The organism is Actinoplanes sp. NPDC051513, assembly GCF_044454685.1.
Lineage (GTDB): Bacteria > Actinomycetota > Actinomycetes > Mycobacteriales > Micromonosporaceae > Actinoplanes.
Genome location: NZ_JBITDW010000003.1, coordinates 577,306 through 594,709, shown reverse-complemented (window position 1 = coordinate 594,709; position 17,404 = coordinate 577,306). Strand labels below are relative to the sequence as shown.

Annotated in this window: 16 protein-coding genes and 1 tRNA gene; 12 read left to right on the top strand and 5 right to left on the bottom strand. The window is 71.4% G+C overall.

What is annotated here, in order from left to right:
* Positions 1 to 12: 12 nt before the first annotated feature.
* The 12 genes from ACIA5D_RS12800 to ACIA5D_RS12745 all read left to right on the top strand — a co-directional run bounded on the left by ACIA5D_RS12800 (position 13) and on the right by ACIA5D_RS12745 (position 10,215).
* Positions 13 to 549: a sigma-70 family RNA polymerase sigma factor gene (locus tag ACIA5D_RS12800; RefSeq protein WP_396030030.1), complete on the top strand. Its 537-nt coding sequence runs from the start codon at positions 13 to 15 to the stop codon at positions 547 to 549.
* Positions 550 to 632: 83 nt separating this feature from the next.
* Positions 633 to 1,127 carry a MauE/DoxX family redox-associated membrane protein gene (locus ACIA5D_RS12795; RefSeq protein ID WP_396030029.1) on the top strand — a complete coding sequence of 165 codons (495 nt, stop codon included), beginning with the start codon at positions 633 to 635 and terminating at the stop codon, positions 1,125 to 1,127.
* Entirely contained in the window at positions 1,124 to 1,873 is a 750-nt protein-coding gene (locus ACIA5D_RS12790) for a DsbA family protein (protein WP_396030028.1), read from the top strand. The genes ACIA5D_RS12795 and ACIA5D_RS12790 overlap by 4 nt, the downstream gene beginning before the upstream one ends.
* The gene (locus tag ACIA5D_RS12785; protein ID WP_396030027.1) at positions 1,870 to 2,871 is read left to right on the top strand and encodes a hypothetical protein; all 1,002 of its coding nucleotides are present in this window, start codon (positions 1,870 to 1,872) and stop codon (positions 2,869 to 2,871) included. The genes ACIA5D_RS12790 and ACIA5D_RS12785 overlap by 4 nt, the downstream gene beginning before the upstream one ends.
* Positions 2,868 to 3,344, top strand: a complete 477-nt coding sequence (gene bcp / locus ACIA5D_RS12780; RefSeq protein ID WP_396030026.1) for a thioredoxin-dependent thiol peroxidase — start codon at positions 2,868 to 2,870, stop codon at positions 3,342 to 3,344. Before ACIA5D_RS12785 ends, bcp begins: the two co-directional genes overlap by 4 nt.
* A gap of 224 nt (positions 3,345 to 3,568) precedes the next feature.
* A tRNA-Leu gene (locus ACIA5D_RS12775) sits at positions 3,569 to 3,652 on the top strand.
* Between the two features lie 468 nt (positions 3,653 to 4,120).
* Complete coding sequence (locus ACIA5D_RS12770) at positions 4,121 to 4,744, top strand: DUF4352 domain-containing protein (protein ID WP_396030025.1); 624 nt, start codon at positions 4,121 to 4,123, stop codon at positions 4,742 to 4,744.
* A gap of 219 nt (positions 4,745 to 4,963) precedes the next feature.
* Positions 4,964 to 6,457 carry an FGGY-family carbohydrate kinase gene (locus ACIA5D_RS12765; RefSeq protein ID WP_396030024.1) on the top strand — a complete coding sequence of 498 codons (1,494 nt, stop codon included), beginning with the start codon at positions 4,964 to 4,966 and terminating at the stop codon, positions 6,455 to 6,457.
* Positions 6,454 to 7,065, top strand: a complete 612-nt coding sequence (locus tag ACIA5D_RS12760; protein ID WP_396030023.1) for a histidine phosphatase family protein — start codon at positions 6,454 to 6,456, stop codon at positions 7,063 to 7,065. Before ACIA5D_RS12765 ends, ACIA5D_RS12760 begins: the two co-directional genes overlap by 4 nt.
* A complete protein-coding gene (locus ACIA5D_RS12755; RefSeq protein ID WP_396030022.1) occupies positions 7,062 to 7,847 on the top strand; it encodes a DeoR/GlpR family DNA-binding transcription regulator in 786 nt (261 codons plus the stop codon). Before ACIA5D_RS12760 ends, ACIA5D_RS12755 begins: the two co-directional genes overlap by 4 nt.
* Positions 7,844 to 9,244, top strand: coding sequence for an FGGY family carbohydrate kinase (locus ACIA5D_RS12750; protein ID WP_396030021.1), 1,401 nt, complete (start codon positions 7,844 to 7,846; stop codon positions 9,242 to 9,244). Before ACIA5D_RS12755 ends, ACIA5D_RS12750 begins: the two co-directional genes overlap by 4 nt.
* The gene (locus ACIA5D_RS12745) at positions 9,241 to 10,215 is read left to right on the top strand and encodes a 2-hydroxyacid dehydrogenase (protein ID WP_396030020.1); all 975 of its coding nucleotides are present in this window, start codon (positions 9,241 to 9,243) and stop codon (positions 10,213 to 10,215) included. The genes ACIA5D_RS12750 and ACIA5D_RS12745 overlap by 4 nt, the downstream gene beginning before the upstream one ends.
* A gap of 9 nt (positions 10,216 to 10,224) precedes the next feature.
* Here the strand turns inward: ACIA5D_RS12745 and ACIA5D_RS12740 are convergent, their stop codons facing one another.
* From ACIA5D_RS12740 to ACIA5D_RS12720, 5 genes are read right to left on the bottom strand one after another with little or no spacing between them, the layout of a single operon-like run.
* A complete protein-coding gene (locus ACIA5D_RS12740; protein WP_396030019.1) occupies positions 10,225 to 13,770 on the bottom strand; it encodes a hypothetical protein in 3,546 nt (1,181 codons plus the stop codon).
* The gene (locus ACIA5D_RS12735) at positions 13,767 to 14,591 is read right to left on the bottom strand and encodes a carbohydrate ABC transporter permease (protein ID WP_396030018.1); all 825 of its coding nucleotides are present in this window, start codon (positions 14,589 to 14,591) and stop codon (positions 13,767 to 13,769) included. Before ACIA5D_RS12735 ends, ACIA5D_RS12740 begins: the two co-directional genes overlap by 4 nt.
* On the bottom strand, positions 14,588 to 15,541 hold the full coding sequence (locus tag ACIA5D_RS12730; RefSeq protein ID WP_396030017.1) for a carbohydrate ABC transporter permease: 954 nt from the start codon (positions 15,539 to 15,541) through the stop codon (positions 14,588 to 14,590). The genes ACIA5D_RS12735 and ACIA5D_RS12730 overlap by 4 nt, the downstream gene beginning before the upstream one ends.
* Complete coding sequence (locus ACIA5D_RS12725) at positions 15,538 to 16,095, bottom strand: hypothetical protein (RefSeq protein WP_396030016.1); 558 nt, start codon at positions 16,093 to 16,095, stop codon at positions 15,538 to 15,540. The genes ACIA5D_RS12730 and ACIA5D_RS12725 overlap by 4 nt, the downstream gene beginning before the upstream one ends.
* Positions 16,092 to 17,387: an ABC transporter substrate-binding protein gene (locus ACIA5D_RS12720; protein WP_396030015.1), complete on the bottom strand. Its 1,296-nt coding sequence runs from the start codon at positions 17,385 to 17,387 to the stop codon at positions 16,092 to 16,094. The genes ACIA5D_RS12725 and ACIA5D_RS12720 overlap by 4 nt, the downstream gene beginning before the upstream one ends.
* Between the last annotated feature and the right edge of the window lie 17 nt (positions 17,388 to 17,404).

Genomic DNA, 17,404 nt, shown 5'->3' with positions numbered 1-17,404 from the left:
CCATCTCCGACCATGACCGAGGGTGAGAACACCACGGAGCTAGCCATACGGGCGGGCGCGGGGGACGCCGCCGCCCTGGCCGCGTTCGTCCGGGCCACCCAGTCCGAGGTGTGGCGCTTCACCGCCGCGCTGGTCGACACCGGCTCCGCCGACGACCTCACCCAGGAGACGTTCCTGCGGGCGTTCAAGGCTCTGCCCAGCTTCGAGGGCCGGTCCTCCGCCCGTACGTGGCTGCTGGGAATTGCCCGCCGTACCTGCGCCGACCACCTCCGCGCCGTCGTCCGCCGCCGGCGGCTCGACGCGCGCCTCGCCGCGCAGGCCTGCACCGACCTGCCCGCGCCCGACCCGGCACACCGGCTCGGCACCGCCGACCTGCTCGCCCGGCTCAGCGAGGAGCGGCGCACCGCGTTCGTGCTCACCCAGGTGCTCGGCCTCTCCTACGCCGAGGCGGCCGACGTCGAGGACGTGCCGGTCGGCACCATCCGGTCGAGAGTGGCGAGGGCACGCGACGAGCTGGTGACGGCCGTCGCACAGGCGCGCGCCGTTTAGGGCCTCTCCAGCCAGTTCCCAGACAAACCACAGGAGACTGAGGGAACCTCGGCAATGAGGATATCGACTAACAGGGCGTGACGATGGAAACGAGGCAGTTGTCTGCCCGGATGACGGCTGTCTGGCCATGGGTCTCCACGGTGGCCCGGCTCGGCCTCGCCGCGGTCTTCCTGACGGCGGGCCTGCTCAAGGTGGGTGACCTGGCCGCCTCGGGGCGCGCGGTGAACGCCTACCGGCTGTTCTCCTACGACACGGCCAAGGTGATCGGCGCGGTCCAGCCGTTCCTGGAGATCGCGCTCGGCCTGCTCCTGCTGATCGGCCTCGCCGTCCGGCTCAGCGCGGCGATCGCCGCGCTGCTCCTGGTGATTTTCATCGCCGGGATCGTGTCGGCGTGGGCCCGCGGGCTGCAGATCGACTGCGGCTGCTTCAGCAAGGGCGGCGACCTGGCCACCGGGCGCACCGCGCAGTACGGCCTGGAGATCCTGCGCGATGTCGGCTTCCTGGTCCTCGCCGGGATTCTGCTGGCCAAGCCGCGTACCCGGTTCTCGCTGGACGGCCTTTTGATGGGAGAACGATGAGCAAGGGCAATCGGGGGCGGGATCGAGCGGCCGCCCGCCGGATCGTCGAGCAGCAGAAGGTGGCCGCCAAGCGCCGTCAGGTGACGCTCTGGACGTCCGTGGCCGTGGTGGCGGTGCTGCTGATCGCGGGCCTGATCGGCTGGGGTGTCTACGCCAACCAGTCCAAGAACGACGCGAGCAGCGTGGTCACGCCGAGCGTCGCGGTCGACGACGGCACCGCGTTCGCGATCGGCACCGGGCCGGTCACGATCGACCTCTACGAAGACTTCATGTGCCCGATCTGCCACCAGTTCGAGGACGCCTCCGGTGACACGATCGCCCAGATGGTCACCGACAAGAAGGTCACCGTCCGCTACCACACGGTCGCGATCCTCGACGACGCGTCGAACGGCACGAAGTACTCCACCCGCTCGGCCGGCGCGGCGGCCGCGGCGGCCGTGGGCGGCAAGTTCAAGGAGTACCACGACGCCCTCTACGACAATCAGCCCGAGGAGAACAGCGACGGCCTCACCGACGCGAAGCTGATCGAGCTGGGCAAGAGCGTCGGGCTCGGCGACGATTTCGCCAAGGCGGTCACCGACAAGACGTACGACGCGTGGGTCGGCAAGGTCACCGACACGTTCTCGTCCCGCGACTTCAACGGCACGCCGACCGTCGTGGTCAACGGCAAGCAGGTGACCGGCGCCAACGGCGCGGTGCCCACCGCCGACGACCTGACCAAGGCCGTGGAGGCGGCCGAGGGGTGAGACGCCTCGCCCTCCTGGTGATCGTGGCCGGCGCGTTCCTCGCGCCGGCCACGCCCGCGTTCGCGCACGGCGGCGACGCTCCCGACGCGACCGCCTACCGCACGACGATCACCGGGGTCAGCACGCCCGAGAAGGGGCTGAGCGTCCGCACGGTCGAGGCCGGGGCGCGGCTCGAGCTCCGCAACGAAACGGGGCATTCCGTCGAGGTTCTCGGCTACTCCGGCGAGCCGTACCTCGACATCCGCCCCGACGGCACCTGGCAAAACGTCAACTCTCCATCGGCGTACATAAATGAGACATTGACCGGCGACAACCCGGTGCCCGCCTCGGCGGACTCCACCGCGCCACCCAGCTGGCGCAAGCTCTCGTCATCGACGACGGTGCGCTGGCACGATCAGCGCACCCACTGGCTCAGCGCGGGCCTTCCGCCGCAGGCGGCCGCCGACCCCTCCCGCGCGCATCGCCTCCGCTCGTGGACGGTTCCGCTGCGCGAACAGGTGCGCACCTTCGAGCTCCGGGGGACGCTCGACTGGGAGCCGCCGCCGCGCGCCTGGCTCTGGTGGGGCGTCGCGGCCCTCACGGGCCTGGCGGCGTTCGGCCTGCTCATGCGGTGGCCGGCGTCCGTGCGGCCGGTCGCGCTCGCCGGGGCTCTCGCACCTTTCGCGTACGCCCTGAGCACCGCCCTCGACGGCGGCGCCCCCTCCCTGGTGCTCGTCCTGGCCGGGCTGCTCCCGCTGGCGGCCGTGTTCCGCCATCCGCCGTTCTATCTGGCCCTCGCCGGCGCATGCCTGGCCCTGTTCGCCGGCTTCACCCAGGTCGGCGCCTTCGACGCCGCCGTGCTCCCCGCCGCCGGCCCCGCCTGGCTGTCCCGCGTCCTCGTGACGACGGCCCTCGGCGTGGGCGCCGCGATGGCCCTGACCGGCGTCTTCCGGCTACGCGCCGCCCTGCCTCCGCACAACCCGGATGCCCCGGCGGACCGGACTATCGTCATCGCATGACTGAGACCGCCCGACTCTCCGCCGGCGACGCCGCGCCCGAGTTCTCGCTGCCCACCGACAACGGCGACCGGCTCACCCTCAAAGACCTGCGCGGCCGCAAGGTCATCCTGTACGCGTACCCCGCGGCGATGACCCCCGGCTGCACCACCCAGGCGTGCGACTTCCGCGACAACCTGGCCTCGCTGCGGGCCGAGGGCTACGAGGTGGTCGGCATCTCGCCCGACGCCCCCGCCAAGCTGGCGAAGTTCCGCGAGCGTGACGCCATCACGTTCCCCCTGGTCAGCGACGAGGACAGGAGCGTCCTGACGGCGTACGGCGCGTTCGGGGAGAAGCAGAACTACGGCCGTACGATCATGGGCGTGATCCGTTCCACCTTCGTGATCGACGAGAACGGCGTCATCGAGAAGGCCTTCTACAACGTGAAGGCCACCGGTCACGTCGCCAAGCTGCGCCGCGACCTGGGAATCGACTGAGTTTTACGGCAGGGACTTTTCCCGCAGGTCCGCCTCCGACTTGCCGATCATTCCGGCAAGTCACACCGACCGACAGGTCCACCGTCCCACGGCGGCCGTCATGCGGCACAGATCCGCAAGGCGGCCGCCGTGCCGGGCGGGTGCCATCAACCCACGCCGTGACCATGGCTTGACCTGGAACCGTTTAGACTTTGCTCAACGGATTGCCTCGCGGGGCAAATCGGGCGGAAGTGGCGTAATTGGCAGCCGCGCTGGGTTTAGGTCCCAGTGTCCGAAAGGACGTAGGGGTTCGAGTCCCCTCTTCCGCACCGTGACTCATCTCCACACACGCAGTCAGGCCCGGTCTGCCGACCGGGCCTGACGCGTCGTAGGGGAGGTAGGGGATCGGCTCAGACGTCGCTCATTGTGACCGCGTCGACGAAGCCGTCGAATCGTCACTCTCAGTGCCCCACGGTGAAGCCCCCAGGCGTACGCCAGCCCGATGTACCGCCCCAGGCACTCTCGAGGCCCAGAACGAGTGAAGACCCCGACCACCCGATAGAGGACCGACAATCGTCCATAGTGCTCCGATGATCGGCTGAAAGTGATCGCGTCGCCTCGACGCCGCTCGAATCAGGCACCACCCTGTGAGCGCCCCGTCACCCGTCGATCAGGGAAACGTGATGACTTACCAGCCCGGACCCTACGGACCTCCGCCTCAGCACGGCCAGCAGCCGCCCGTGACACCCGGCCCCGGCTGGCCGCAGCAGCCGCCCGGGGGATTTCCTTTGCAGCCGGTGCCACCGAAGAAGCGCAGCCCGCTGCTTTGGGTTCTGGCCGCCGTGGGCGTGGTCGTGGTCCTGTGTCTCGGCATCGGCGTCATCGGGGCGATCGCCGGCGGCGGGAACGACTCTGCCGACATTGGAGCACCGGCGGCAACGGACGAGACCGGCGAGGCCGCACCGACCACCAAGGCTGCCACCAAGCCCGCTGCCACCAAGCCCGCTACGAAGGCGCCGGCCAAGAAGGCGCCGGGCATCGGCGACAAGGTCCGCGACGGCAAATTCGAGTTCACGGTCACCGGGATGGACTGCTCGAAGACCAAGGTCGGCGACCAGTATCTGAACACCGCCGCCCAGGGCAAATTCTGCGTCGTCGCGGTGAATGTGAAGAACATCGGCGATGAGCCGCAGACGTTCACGGGCGGCAACCAGAAGGCGTACGCCGGCAAGACCGAATTCAACAACGACAGCGAGGCCGAGCTCTACATCAACAGCGACGCGGCGACGTTCCTCGAGGAGATCAACCCCGGCAACAGCGTCAAGGGGAAGTTGGTCTTCGACGTGCCGAAATCAACCAAGCTGACCGAGGTCGAGCTGCACGACGGGTTCTTCTCGGGCGGTGTCCGCGTGGCCCTGTAGCCCCGACACGAACAAACGCGGGCCTCCGGCCTGTGGACGGTTTGTCCGCAGGCCGGGGGCCGTTCGCGCTAGTTCGGCGGACGGATTGCGGGGTCGAGCGGTCCGCGGCCGGTCTGCGTTGCAGGAACCACACTCGTGCTTGCAGACTTAACATCTCGGCCTGTTATATTCATCGTGAAATCGCGGTAGCAGCATCGGCAGCGGGGAGCTCGACAGCCCATGGTTCAGTCGTCAACGAGCGCCGGCGAGCCGCTCTGGGCCGGGGTCGACGTGGGCACCCAGAGCCTGCGCGTCGCCGTCGTCGACGCCGATGGCGGGCTCGCCGGGCAGGGGTCGGCCAAGCTCTCCAGCCGGCGGGCTCCGGGGCGCATCCACGAGCAGGATCCGGCTTCGTGGTGGCGGGCGCTCGGTGCGGCCGCCCGGGCCGCGCTCGACGGGCTGGCCGCCGAGCGGCTGCGCGGCGTCGCGCTCTGCAGCACCTCGGGGACGGTGCTGCTCACCGATGGGCACGGGGCCGCGCTCACGCCGGCGTTGATGTATGACGACGCCCGCGCCGAGGCCGAGGAGCGGCGGGCCGCCGAGGCGGGCGGGGCGCTGTGGGCGGCGCTGGGCCTGCCGATGCAGCGCTCGTGGGCGCTGCCCAAGGTGTTGTGGTTGCTGGGCCAGGCCGATGCGGCGACCCGGCAGGCCGCGGAGCGCGGGGGCGTGCGGCTCGCGCACTCCGCCGACTATCTCGCCGGGCGCCTGGTGGGTGCGCCGGTCGCGACCGATTTCAGTCACGCTCTCAAGACGGGGTACGACCTGAGCGCGCACCGCTGGCCCACCGAGGTGCTCGACCGGCTCGGCCTGCCCCTGTCGATGCTGCCCGATGTCGTGCGCCCGGGCAGCCGCCTCGGTGCGGTGAGCGCGCGGGCGGCCGGGGAGACCGGCTTCCCGGCCGGAACCCCGGTGCTCGCCGGCATGACCGACGGGTGCGCCGCGCAGGTCGCGGCGGGCGCGCTCAGCCCCGGCGACTGGAACTCGGTGCTGGGCACCACGCTCGTGCTCAAGGGCGTCACCACCGAACGGCTCAGCGACCCGGGCGGCGCGGTGTATTCGCATCGCCATCCGGACGGCGGCTGGCTGCCCGGCGGCGCCTCGAACGTGGGGGCGGGCTCGATTCCCCCGGAGTTCCGCGACGACCCGGCGGCGTTCGATGCGGCGGCCGAAGCGTTCGAGCCGGCCGGCGCGGTGGCCTACCCGCTCGTGTCGCGCGGCGAGCGGTTCCCGTTCGTGCGGCCGGACGCCCAGGGTTTCCTGCTCGGCCGGCCGCGGTCCCGGGCCGATCGGTACGCGGCGCTGCTTCAGGGCGTGGCCTTCGTCGAGAGGCTCTGTTACGCGTACGTGGAGACGCTGGGCGCCAAGGTCGACGGGCGGGTGATGGTGACCGGCGGCGGCAGCCGCAGCGCGTACTGGACGCAGCTGCGCGCCGACGTGCTGGGCCGGCCGCTGCACCGGCCCGCGCAGGCCGAGCCCGCGTTCGGCATGGCCGTGCTCGCCGCGGCCGGCAACGGCTCGCTGTCGGTCGCCGCGCGGCGCATGGTGCGGCTGGCCGGCGTGGTCGAGCCCCGCCCCGCGGCCGCCGAGCGGTTCGCCGAGCCGTACGCGAAGTTCCTCGGCGAACTGGTCCTTCTCGGATACATCGACGAGCGCCTGGCACGGTGTGCGGCATGACGGTCATCCATCTGGCCCGGCACGGACAGACGCCGTGGCACCGGCCCAACCGGTACACGGGCAGCTCCGACATCGACCTCGACGAGACCGGCGAGCGCCAGGCCGGGCAGCTGGCCGACTGGGCCGAGGGTGCCGGGCTGGCCGCGCTGGCCTGCTCCGATCTGGTCCGCGCCGTGCGCACCGCGGAGCCGGCGGCGGCCCGCACCGGGCTGACCCCGATCGTCGACAAGCGGCTGCGCGAGCTCGACTTCGGCTCGGCCGAGGGGCGCCTGCTGGCCGAGATGCCCGACGACGTGGTGGAGCGTTTCGTCCGCGACCCGGCCGCGAACCATTTCCCGGGCGGGGAGCACCCGCGCGATGCCGTCGAGCGGGCCTTGGCCGCTCTTGGCGCGCTCACGGAGGCGTACCCGGAAGGAAAGATTTTGATCGTCGCCCACAGCACGCTGATCCGTCTGATCGTGTGTGCGGTGCTCGGTGTGCCGCTCGGGGAGTACCGCCGGAAGCTGCCGGGGCTGAGCCCGGCCTCCCGCACCGACCTGCGATTCGTGGACGGGACGGCCGCGCTGCTGGCCTACAACGTGGAGCTCACTCCAGGATGTGCGGCATGACGACCCCGTCGGCCGAGCGCAGTCGGCCCGCCCAGCGCCAGACCGAGATCGCCGAGTACGTGGTGAGCCACGGCTCGATCTCCGCCACCGACCTCGCCGAGCAGTTCGGCGTCAGCCTCATGACGATCCACCGCGATCTCGACGAGCTGGAACGCCAGGGCGTCGTGCGCAAGCACCGCGGCGGGGTCAGCGCCCAGCCGTCGAGCGTGTTCGAGAGCAACGTCTCGTACCGGATGCAAGCGGCGCTCACCGAGAAGCAGGCGCTCGCCCGGCGGGCCCGCGAGCTGATCGAGCCGGGCATGGCCGTGATGCTCGACGACTCCACCTCGACCCTCGAGCTGGCCCGGTTGCTCGACGGCCTCTCCCCGCTCACCGTGGTGACGAACTTCCTCGAGACCGTCAAACTGCTCGCCGGCCGCCCCGGGATCCGCCTGCTCGCGCTCGGCGGCGAGTACCACCCGACCCACGACAGCTTCCTCGGCGTGCCGTGCATCGAGGCCATCGAGGCGCTGCGGGTCGACCTGCTCTTCGCCTCGACCTCCGCGATCGCCGACGGCTACGCGTACCACCAGGAGCAGGAGATCGTGCTGGTGAAGCGGGCGATGATGCGGGCCGCGCAGCGGTCGGTGCTGATGGTCGACCACACCAAACTGGGCCGGGCCGCGCTGCACCGGCTGGCGCCGCTGCGCGACTTCGAGCTCGTGCTCACCGACGCCCGGGCCAGCGGGGAGTCGCTCGCCGAGATGCGCGAGCACGGCGTACGCCACGAGGTGGTTACATGATCATTGGATTGGATGCGGGCACCACCGTCATCAAGGCCGTCGCCTTCGACGACGACGGCGTGCCGGTGGCCCGGGCGGCCGAGCGCGCGCGGCTGGACCGGGCCGGCCCCGGCCGTTACGAGCAGGACCCCGACGAGGTGTTCGCCGCCGCCGAGACGGTCCTCGGGCAACTGGCCGGGCACGGCCCGGTGGACGCGATCGGGGTCACCGGGCAGGGCGACGGCGTGTGGCTGAGCGACGCCGAGGGCAAGCCGGTGCGGCCGGCGGTGTCGTGGCTGGACGCGCGGGCCGGCGACATCCTGGCCCGCTGGCAGCGCGACGGGATCCTCGAGGCGCTGTTCCGGCGTACCGGATCGCTGCTGTTTCCCGGCGCCGCCGCGCCGATTCTCGCCGCCCTCGCCGAGCAGGAGCCAGCCGCCCTCGCGGCGGCCACCACCGCCGGCTACTGCAAGGACATGGTGGTGCAGCGGCTCACCGGCCTGCGCGCCACCGACCCGTCGGACGCGTCGGTGCCGTTCCTCGACCCGCGCACCGGCGACTACGCCGACGACCTTCTCGAGCTGTGCGGCCTGGCCGGCCACCGGCGGCTGCTGGCCCCCGTACGGCGTCCGCCGATGGCCCCGCGCGCCGATGGCACCCCCGTGGTGGCCGCACCCTACGACCTTCCCGCGTCCGCGTGGGGCGGCGGTGTCACCGAGGTCGGCGACGGTCTGCTCATCATCGGCACCACGCTCGCCTGCCAGGTGCTCACCGACACTGTGGACACCACCGGCGAGCCCTGCGGGCTCACCCTGGCCACCTGGACCGAGGGCCGCTGGCTGCGCGCCATGCCGGCGATGGTCGGCGCCGCCGCCCTCGACTGGGTGCTCGCGCTGGTCGGCGCGGGCGTCGGCGACCTGCCGGAGCTGCTCGCGGCGAGCCCGGCCGGGGCGAACGGCGTGACCGCGCTGCCGTTCTTCGCGGAGGCGGGCGAGCGTGCCCCATTCGTAGCGCCGCACGCGCGGGCGCGGCTCGACGGCCTGCACGTAGGGGTGGACCGGACCGACGTGGTGCGCGCCGTGGCCGAGGCGATCGCGTACGCCGCCCGGCATTGCCTCACCGCGGCCGGCCTCACCGGCGAGCTGGTGGTGTGCGGCGGCGGCGCGGCGAGCCGGCCGTGGCTGCAGATCTTCGCGGACGTGCTGGGCCGGCCGCTGCGCGCCCTCTCCGGCGACGAGGTCGGCGCCCGGGGCGCGGCCCTCGCGGCCCGCCAGGCGATCGGTCTTCCCGCGTGGGCGGCGCCGACCGGGGTGATCGTCGAGCCGGGCCCGGACGCGGCCCGCTACGCCGGCGGATTCGACCGTTACCTGCGGGCGGTGTCGCACGCGCGGGACTGGTGGGAGGAAGAACAGCAATGAGGATCCTGGTCGCGGGCGACCACTTCGTCACGCCGGAGCTGGTGCGGGCCGCGCTGCGGGAGCGGCTCGGCGACGGGTTGACGATCACCACGCTCACCTCGGCCTGGCCGTACCAGCCGTTCGGCAAGATCGGCGAGGTCGACGAGGCCTGCGGCGACGAGGACGAGCTGATCGCGGCGCTGGCCGGCGTCGAGGTCGCGATCACCCAGATGGCGCCGTTCACCGCTCGCGTCATCGCGGCCGCCGACGCCCTGCGTCTGATCGTGTGCACCCGCGGCGGTCCGGTCAACGTCAACGTGGCGGCGGCCGCCGAGCGCGGCATCGAGGTCCGCTCGACGCCGGGCCGTAACGCGCCGGCCGCCGCCGAGCACACCCTGGCGCTGATGCTGGCCGCCCTGCGCCGTCTCCCGGAGGTGCACCCCACGGTGCGGGCCGGCGAGTGGCGCAGCGATCTGTACGCGCTGTCCGCGGCCGGACGTGAGCTCTCCGGCGCCACGGTCGGCCTGGTCGGCTACGGCGCGATCGGGGCGCGGGTGGCCCGCATGCTGGCCGCCTTCGACGCGTCGGTGGTCGTCTACGACCCCTACGCCCCGGTCGAGTCGGTGTCCACACTGGACGAGCTGCTTTCCGTTTCCGATGTGGTGAGCCTGCACGCCCGCCTGACCGCCGAGACCCACCGCCTCATCGACGCGGCCGCCCTGGCCCGCATGCCGCGTGGCGCGGTCCTGGTGAACACGGCGCGCGGCGGCCTGGTGGACTACGACGCCGTGGTCGACGCGCTGGAGTCGGGACAGCTGGGGGCGGCCGCCTTCGACGTGTTCGACCCCGAGCCGATCCCGGCCGGCAGCCGCATCCTCACGGCGCCGAACGTGGTGCTCACGCCGCATCTGGCCGGCGCCACGGTGCAGACGGCCGAGCGGGCCGCGGCGCTGGCGGCCGAGGCCGTGGCCGCGTACGCCGCGGACGCCTGAGCGGCCTGGTCACCAGCGGAGGCGGACGGGGCCGAACAGCCCCGAGACCTTCTGCCCGTCGAACACGAAGTGGGTAGGGCTGATCGCGTCGAGGTACGGCGCGAGCGTGTTGTACACCAGCACTTCCAGCTCGTTCTCCCCTGGCCGCAGCGCGTCGCCCACCTCGAACGTGTACGGCGCGCAGACCCGCACCCCCAACGACCGTCCGTTGAGCGTCACCTCGGCCGTGCCGCGCACCCGGCCGAGGTCCACGATGGACGCCGCCGGAGACTGGAATCGGCGGCGGTAGCGGACCCCGCCGCTGTATTCCGGCAGACCCACCTCCTGCCAGTCGCCCAGCGAGATCGGGCCGGAGCCCACCTCGAAGGTGACCGGGCCGGCCAGGATCGCGCCGCGCGAGTAGCCGGGCCGCGTCACGACGCGCAGCGTGCACTCGCGCGGGCCGCCCAGGCCGTCCAGGTCGACGGTGAGCTCGACCGGGTCGCCGGCGCCCTTGGCCAGCTCGATGCCGTCCACGTGCACGACCACCTCGCCGTACGCCGACAGGGTGAGCGAGGTGGCGCCGGGCGGGACGACGAAGGAGAGCCATTGCGCCGCCGCCTGGCCGGGATCGGCCAGCACCACCGGCAGCACGGTGCCGTCGGCCGGAGTGTCCTCCAGCCAGTCGGTTCCCGGCAACGGGTGCGGGCGGCGCGGCAGGTGCAGGGCGGCCGGATCGCCGTACTGGCGGCGGCGCACGACGGTGTCGACCGGGCGGCCGCCGCGCGTCGCCGTCCAGTGCCGGCCGCTGCGGGCCGCGCCGTCGACCAGGATCGCGCCCTCGGTCAGCTCGACCGACAGCTCGCCGGCCGGGACCGGGTAGCGGCGGACCCGGGGCGTCTCCTGCTCGGCGTACGGCTCGAAGCCGCCCTGCCGGCCGACCTCGACGCCGTCGACCCGCACCACGCACCGGTCGCGGGCGGCCACCTGGATGGTGCCCGCTTCGACCACGGTGGAGAGCGTGACCGGGCCGCCACCCGTTCCGCCGGCCTCGATCCATTCCGGCCGCCGGAAGCGTGCGACGTCGCCGACCACGGCCACGTACGCCCGCAGGTCGAGCTCCTCGTCCGGGGTGAGGGAAAGCTCCAGCGTGTGCCGTCCGGCCGTCAGCCGCACCGGCGCGAACGCCAGATAGCCGTGGTCGCCGAAGATCAGCGGCTCGCCGTCGAGCTTGCCCCGCTTGGCGGCCGCCGCGCCCACGGCGAGCCATCCGTTCGTGCCGGCCGCCACGATGAGCTCGGTGCTCAGTCGCGCCGTCCGCCGGGCCTTGACGATGCCGAAGGCAAGGAACTCCTCGGGCACATGTCCCTTGGGCCCCAGCGTCTCCCGGTGGATCGGGTCCTTGCGGATGCCGCGCGAGGTGGAGTAGCTCAGCCCAGCCGCGTGTGGCCCGAAGGTGGCGTACGCCGGCTCCCACTCCTCGTCCTCGCCGGCGCGATGCCGCATCTCCCAGCGCTCCACCGCCACTTGCGCTCCGGCCGGACGCGCGAAGTCTCCCCACGTGTTGTCCAAAGTGGGCACGAGCTCCATGGCCCATCCGCCGTCGAGCTCAAGCTCCGCGGTAAGCGGTTTCTCGAGGCGAGCGGCGAGTCCGGCGGCGAGTCCGGCGGGCGGAAAGAGCAGCAGTGCCGCCGGGCCACGATCGAAGGGCACCCGCACGTCGACCGCGTCGCCGACCTGGGTGCACGGCAGTTCCCGCTGCCGGCCGCTGAGGGGATCGACCAGCACGGCGTACGCGGAAACGCCGCGGACCCGTACCGGAATGGTCTCGTGGTAGCGGCCGGGATCGAAGTCGTACGACGCGTCCAGCCACCCGAGCGAGATGCCGCGCTCCTCGGGCGCCCCCACCGAGACGTCGCTGGCGCGCGGCGCGGCCGCCGGCAGGAACACCATCCGGGTGCCGTCCACGTCTCGCACCAACGACGGCACCGGCGCGTCCACCGGCGGCGGAACGGCGGCCAGCACAGCACCCAGGTCTTCGGCGCTGCGCAGCAGATGGGCCCGCCCCGCGTCGAAGTGCGCCCGCAGCCCGGCGTCGGACGGCAGCGCTCCGATCGCGATCAGCAACCCACCCCCGGCCACGAAGGCGTCGAGTTGCCCGGCGACGCGATCCGCCAGGACCGTGCAGGCCGGCAGCACCACCACCCGGTAGGCCTCGTCGGCCACCCGCACCACCCCGCCGGCGACCGAGGCCCGCACGAGCGAGTCGTCGTCGATGACGTCGGCCTCGCGCCGCAGCCGGTCGAGCACCCCCGGCACGGTACGGAACCAGGTCATGTCCCCGACGATCTCCTGGTAGACCCGCTGGGCCTCGCGGGCGGCGGCGCCGACCGCCACCTCGTCGCCGAAGAGCGGAACCCCGGTCGCGGACTGGACGGTCGTCGTGGGCATGAGCACCGCCACGTCGCACACGTGCCGCCCCCGCGACAGGGTCTCGCACAGCCGCGCGACCGCCTCCGCGAAGACACGGTGATGCGCCCAGTACGGCTGTCGCCAGTCGGTGGCCGGCGGCGCCCACTCCCACCAGCCGCCCTTGGTCGAGTAGTAGGTGGCGTGCGGGTCGTACAGGGTGGCGCCCGCGCGCAGAAAGGGCAGCAGCCAGTCGTACGTCTCCTCCAGCGTGCCGCCCCACCCGCTGGAGTGGAACGCCTCCAGCCAGACCCGCCGATGCCCGTAGAGATGGGCGAGCGACGAGTGCAGCCGCGCGTCGCCGTGATGGTCGGCACCGGGCGCGCTGAACCACCGATGGGTACGCGCGTAGTCCGCGTACAGTCGCACGCCGCCCACCGGATCGCCGTTGCGCGCCGGATCCTGCTGGTCGCACCCGGACAGCAGCCCGTGCTTCTCGTGCCACGCCGCGTGCGGCCGGAAGAACGCCTCCTCGGCCAGCTCGGCCCGGGTCAGGTGGTAGTCGCGCCGCATCCGGTCGCCGGCCGGATTGTCGACGTCGTCCAGCAGACCGGGAGAGAGCGGATAGCCACGGCGTTCCTGGAAGGAAGCCGCGAAGGATGCCGACCACGTCGGCATGGCCGGCAACTCGTCCTGGAACGACCCGACGATGACATTCCCCAGCAGATGCCCCAGCCGCCGTTCGAACTCTCCGTGTACGGCGTCGAGCAGGGCGGCACATGCATCGGGCGACAGATAGTCGAAGCCGCTGGTGGTGACGCTGCCGTCCGGCATGAGCCACTGCCCCGCGAACGACGGATTCCGCTCCACGAGCCTTGCCGGCAGGTCGGCTCCGGAGAACCCGATCTGGTCGTAGAACCAGATCGAGATGTCGAGCTCGGCCGCGCACGCGCAGACGTACTCGAAGATGTTCCACCAATCGTCGGAGAAGAAGACCGGCGAGTCCGGGTCGCTACCGAACAGCGGCCCCGATGCGGCCAGGTTGATGACGACGAGGTTGTGCACGCCGCCCTCGCGATAGCGCCGCAACTGCCACCGCAGCCGCTCCCGCTCGAGTGGTTCCCCACTCCACCACCACAGGGCGGCCGGCGAGAAGTCCGGGCTCATCCCTTCAGCCCGCTCGCGAAGCCCTTGATGACATACCGCTGCAGCACCAGGAAGACCACCAGGATCGGGATGGCGCCGAGCACGAGCCCGGCGAAGACGAGGCCGTAGTCGGAGACGTACTGCCCGACGAACGCGAAGATGCGCACCGGCACCGTCTCGTGGTCGGAACCCGACAGGTAGAGCAGCGGGGTGAAGAAGTCGTTCCAGATGAAGACCGCGTTGAGGATCAGCACGGTCCCGGTGATCGGCCGCAACAGCGGAAAGACGATCCGGGTGTACGCCTGCCAGTGCGACGCCCCGTCGACGAGCGCTGCCGCCGCGTACTCCGCCGGCAGCGCCCGGATGAACCCGGTGTACAGGAAGATCGTGAAGGGCAGCTGGATGCCGCTGTAGAACATGATGATCGACTGGTAGCTGCCGAGCAGCTCGAGCCGGGAGAACAGGTTGTACAGCGGGATCATGCCGAGCTGGAACGGCAGCACGATGCCGAGCAGGAACAGCACGTACATCCCGTACCCGAGCCTGGTGTTGGTGCGGGCCAGGAAGTAGGCCGCGCACGAGCCGATGGCGATCAGCACCACCAGGCTGATCACGGTGACCAGGGTGCTGCTGAGCAGGGCGCCACCGAGCGAGGCGTCCGACCACGCCTCGGAGTAGTTGTGCAGCGTGGGCGGGCTGGGCAGGCCGAGCGGGCTGCCGGAGATCTGCTGGCTGTCCTTGAGCGAGAGCGTGATGAGCGCGTACACCGGGAAGAGGAACGCCACGCCGATCGCCACCATGAGCAGCTCGAGCAGGAACGTCCGCGGACGGTACCGGTTCACGTCTGGTCCTCCCGGGCGCGCAGGTAGCGGATCTGTACGAGGGACACGGCGGCGACGAACAGGGCCAGGACGAGCGCGACGGCGGTGCTGTAGCCGAACCGCCCGAAGACGAACGCCTGCTTGTAGAGCACGGTCGACAGGGTCTCGGTCGAGTACCCCGGGCCGCCGTTGGTGGCCGCGAAGATCTGGTCGAACAGCTTGAGCCCGCCGATGGTGGAGAGCATCAGGTTGATGGTGGTGGCCGGGGCGAGCAGCGGCCAGGTCACGTACCGGAAGCGGCTGAACCGGCCGGCGCCGTCGATGGTGGCGGCCTCGTGCAGGTCGGCGGGTACGCCCTCGAGCCCGGCCAGGAAGATCACCATGGAGTACCCGGCGTTCTGCCAGACCACCATGGCGGCCACCGACCACAGCGCCAGCGACGGGTTGCCGAGCCAGTCCTGCTGCCACGAGTCGAGCCCGATCGCGCCGAGCAGCCCGTTGAGGCCGGCGTCGGGCGCGGGGTTGTAGACGTACTTCCACAGGAACGCCACCATCACCGGGCTGACCACGACCGGTGCGAAGAACACGGCGCGCAGCAGGATCCGGCTCTTGATGCGGCTGTGCACGCCGAGCGCGAGCAGCAGGCCGATCCCGTTCTGCACCACCACGATCGCGACACTGAGCAGCAGCGTGTTCTTCAGCGCGCCGAGCGCCTGGTCGTCGTGGAAGAGCGTGTCGAAGTTCTTCAGCCCGACGAACGACCAGTCGCCGAGCCCGGACCAGTCGGTGAACGCGTACACGATCCCGGAGATGCTGGGATAGAGCACGATCGCCGCATACACGATCAGCCCGGGCAGCACGAAGAGCCAGGGCGGGCCCAGGCGGCTGCGCGCTCTCCGGCGTGCCGGTCGCGCCGGCGGCGCCGCCGGCGCCTGATCCGGTACGGCGTTCACGACGCTCGATGTGCTCACGATTTCTCCCCCTCGCGGTAGCGGGTCCGGTACTCGGCGAAGGTCTCATCCGGCGCCAGGTCGTCGTCCGGAATGGCGAGGAACCCGCCGTCCGGGTCACGGGCGATGGCCGCGAAGGTCTCGGCCTCGTCCGGCCCGCCCAGCGCCAGCGGCACGGTGTCGGTATCGAATCCGGCGCCGGCCAGCTCCGGGAAGTGGCCGGCGGCCCGCTCCCGCATGGCCAGCAACGGATCCCGGCTGTACACGTTGTACTCGCCGTGGTCGGCGCTGAGCACCACCACGGTGTCCGCCGGCACCTCGGCCAGGATCCGCGCGATCTGGGCGTCCACGAAGGACACACAGGCCAGGTAGTACGCCTGGATCAGCTGAAGGAGCCGCCGGTCCTCGCCACCGTCGCGGAACTTGTAGCCGGCCTCGGACAACGCGCCCATCAGGGTCGGGCGATCGGCCGGCATCGGGTATCCGTTGTCGTAGCAGCCGGTCTCGCCCGGCTCGGCGCCGAAGACGAGCGCGGCCCGGAGTTGGTCGCAGAAGAGCAGGAGCAGGTTGGTCATGCGGCCTTCTTGTAGACCTCGTCCATCTTCTTCAGGGCGTCGTCGACGGTGATCTTCTTGCCGAGCAGCTCCTGGATGACCGAGAAGTGGGTCGGCTGGACCTCGGCGTTCGGCCAGCGCTGGCCGACCGGCGCCACCCGGCCGCCGTCCAGCAGCGGCAGGAACGACTCGAGCGCCGGGTCGACCTTCGAGCTCGCGTCCCGCTTGATCGGGATGCCCGCCACCGCCTCACACCATTTGTTGATGTTCTCCTGCTGCCCCAGGAACTCGATGAACTTCAGGGCGGCGTCCTTGTTCTTGCTCTTCTCGTGCACGCCGATGCCGACGTTCGCGCCGCCCCAGGTGAAGACCTTGTCCTCGGTGTCGGCCGACGGGAACGGGAACATCGAGATGTCGTCCTTGTTCTTCGCGGCGTCGCGGAACGCGGGCAGCAGCGGCGCCACCTGCACCGCCATGGCCGCCTGCCCGTTCGCCACCATCGCGGTGGACTGCTCGAGCGTGGTGCCGTTCGGGTTGTCGTTGAAGAAGCCCCGGTCGCGCAGGTCCATGTACTGGGTCATGGACTGCTTCCACCCCGAGTCCAGGAAGGTCGCCTTGCCGGCGAGCATCTGGTCGTCGAAGTCCGGGGTGTCGCGGTAGACGTTCGAGGCGACGAAGGCGTACGTGACGAGCTGGGTGACCCACGGCGTCTGCGCGCCCAGGGCGAAGGGCACCTTGCCCGCCTTCTTGAGGGTCTCGCAGACGGTGATGAGGTCGTTGTAGGTCTTCGGGATCTGCACGCCGGCGGCCGAGAAGACGCTCTTGTTGTAGATGACCCCGATGACAGTGAGGCCGGAGGAGAACAGGTGCACCTTGCCGTCGTACGAGAACGAGGACTTGAGGTTCGCCGGGATCAGCGAGGTCCACGACTGGCCGCTCAGGTCGGCGAGCAAACCGGGCGTCCGGCCGATATCGCCGGTCGACATCGCGCTGCCGCTGCCCGGATAGAGCACGTGGATGTCCGGAGCGTTGCCGCCGTTCAGCTGGGTGCGCACCGAGGTCTGCACCTGGTCGGTCGGCGCGTACGAGGTCTTGAACGTGACCTTGGCGCCGCTGTCGGTGTAGGCCTTCGTCAGCAGGTCGAGCGGCGCCTTCTCGTCGGCCACACCGACAACGGTGAGGGTGGCCGAGCCGTCGCCGGAGGACCCGTCGCCGCACGCGGAGAGCAGACCCGCCGCGCCGGCGCCGGTCGCGAGGCCGCCGACCATACGCAGGAACTGGGCCCGGCTGAGCCCGTTTGATATCGCTGCCATACGTCCCTCATCCCGTC

Coding starts and splice junctions, on each gene's coding strand:
- ACIA5D_RS12800 (WP_396030030.1), top strand. CDS start 13: ATGACCGAGGGTGAGAACACCACGGAGCTAGCCATACGGGCGGGCGCG.
- ACIA5D_RS12795 (WP_396030029.1), top strand. CDS start 633: ATGGAAACGAGGCAGTTGTCTGCCCGGATGACGGCTGTCTGGCCATGG.
- ACIA5D_RS12790 (WP_396030028.1), top strand. CDS start 1,124: ATGAGCAAGGGCAATCGGGGGCGGGATCGAGCGGCCGCCCGCCGGATC.
- bcp (WP_396030026.1), top strand. CDS start 2,868: ATGACTGAGACCGCCCGACTCTCCGCCGGCGACGCCGCGCCCGAGTTC.
- ACIA5D_RS12765 (WP_396030024.1), top strand. CDS start 4,964: ATGGTTCAGTCGTCAACGAGCGCCGGCGAGCCGCTCTGGGCCGGGGTC.
- ACIA5D_RS12760 (WP_396030023.1), top strand. CDS start 6,454: ATGACGGTCATCCATCTGGCCCGGCACGGACAGACGCCGTGGCACCGG.
- ACIA5D_RS12755 (WP_396030022.1), top strand. CDS start 7,062: ATGACGACCCCGTCGGCCGAGCGCAGTCGGCCCGCCCAGCGCCAGACC.
- ACIA5D_RS12750 (WP_396030021.1), top strand. CDS start 7,844: ATGATCATTGGATTGGATGCGGGCACCACCGTCATCAAGGCCGTCGCC.
- ACIA5D_RS12745 (WP_396030020.1), top strand. CDS start 9,241: ATGAGGATCCTGGTCGCGGGCGACCACTTCGTCACGCCGGAGCTGGTG.
- ACIA5D_RS12740 (WP_396030019.1), bottom strand. CDS start 13,770: ATGAGCCCGGACTTCTCGCCGGCCGCCCTGTGGTGGTGGAGTGGGGAA.
- ACIA5D_RS12725 (WP_396030016.1), bottom strand. CDS start 16,095: ATGACCAACCTGCTCCTGCTCTTCTGCGACCAACTCCGGGCCGCGCTC.
- ACIA5D_RS12720 (WP_396030015.1), bottom strand. CDS start 17,387: ATGGCAGCGATATCAAACGGGCTCAGCCGGGCCCAGTTCCTGCGTATG.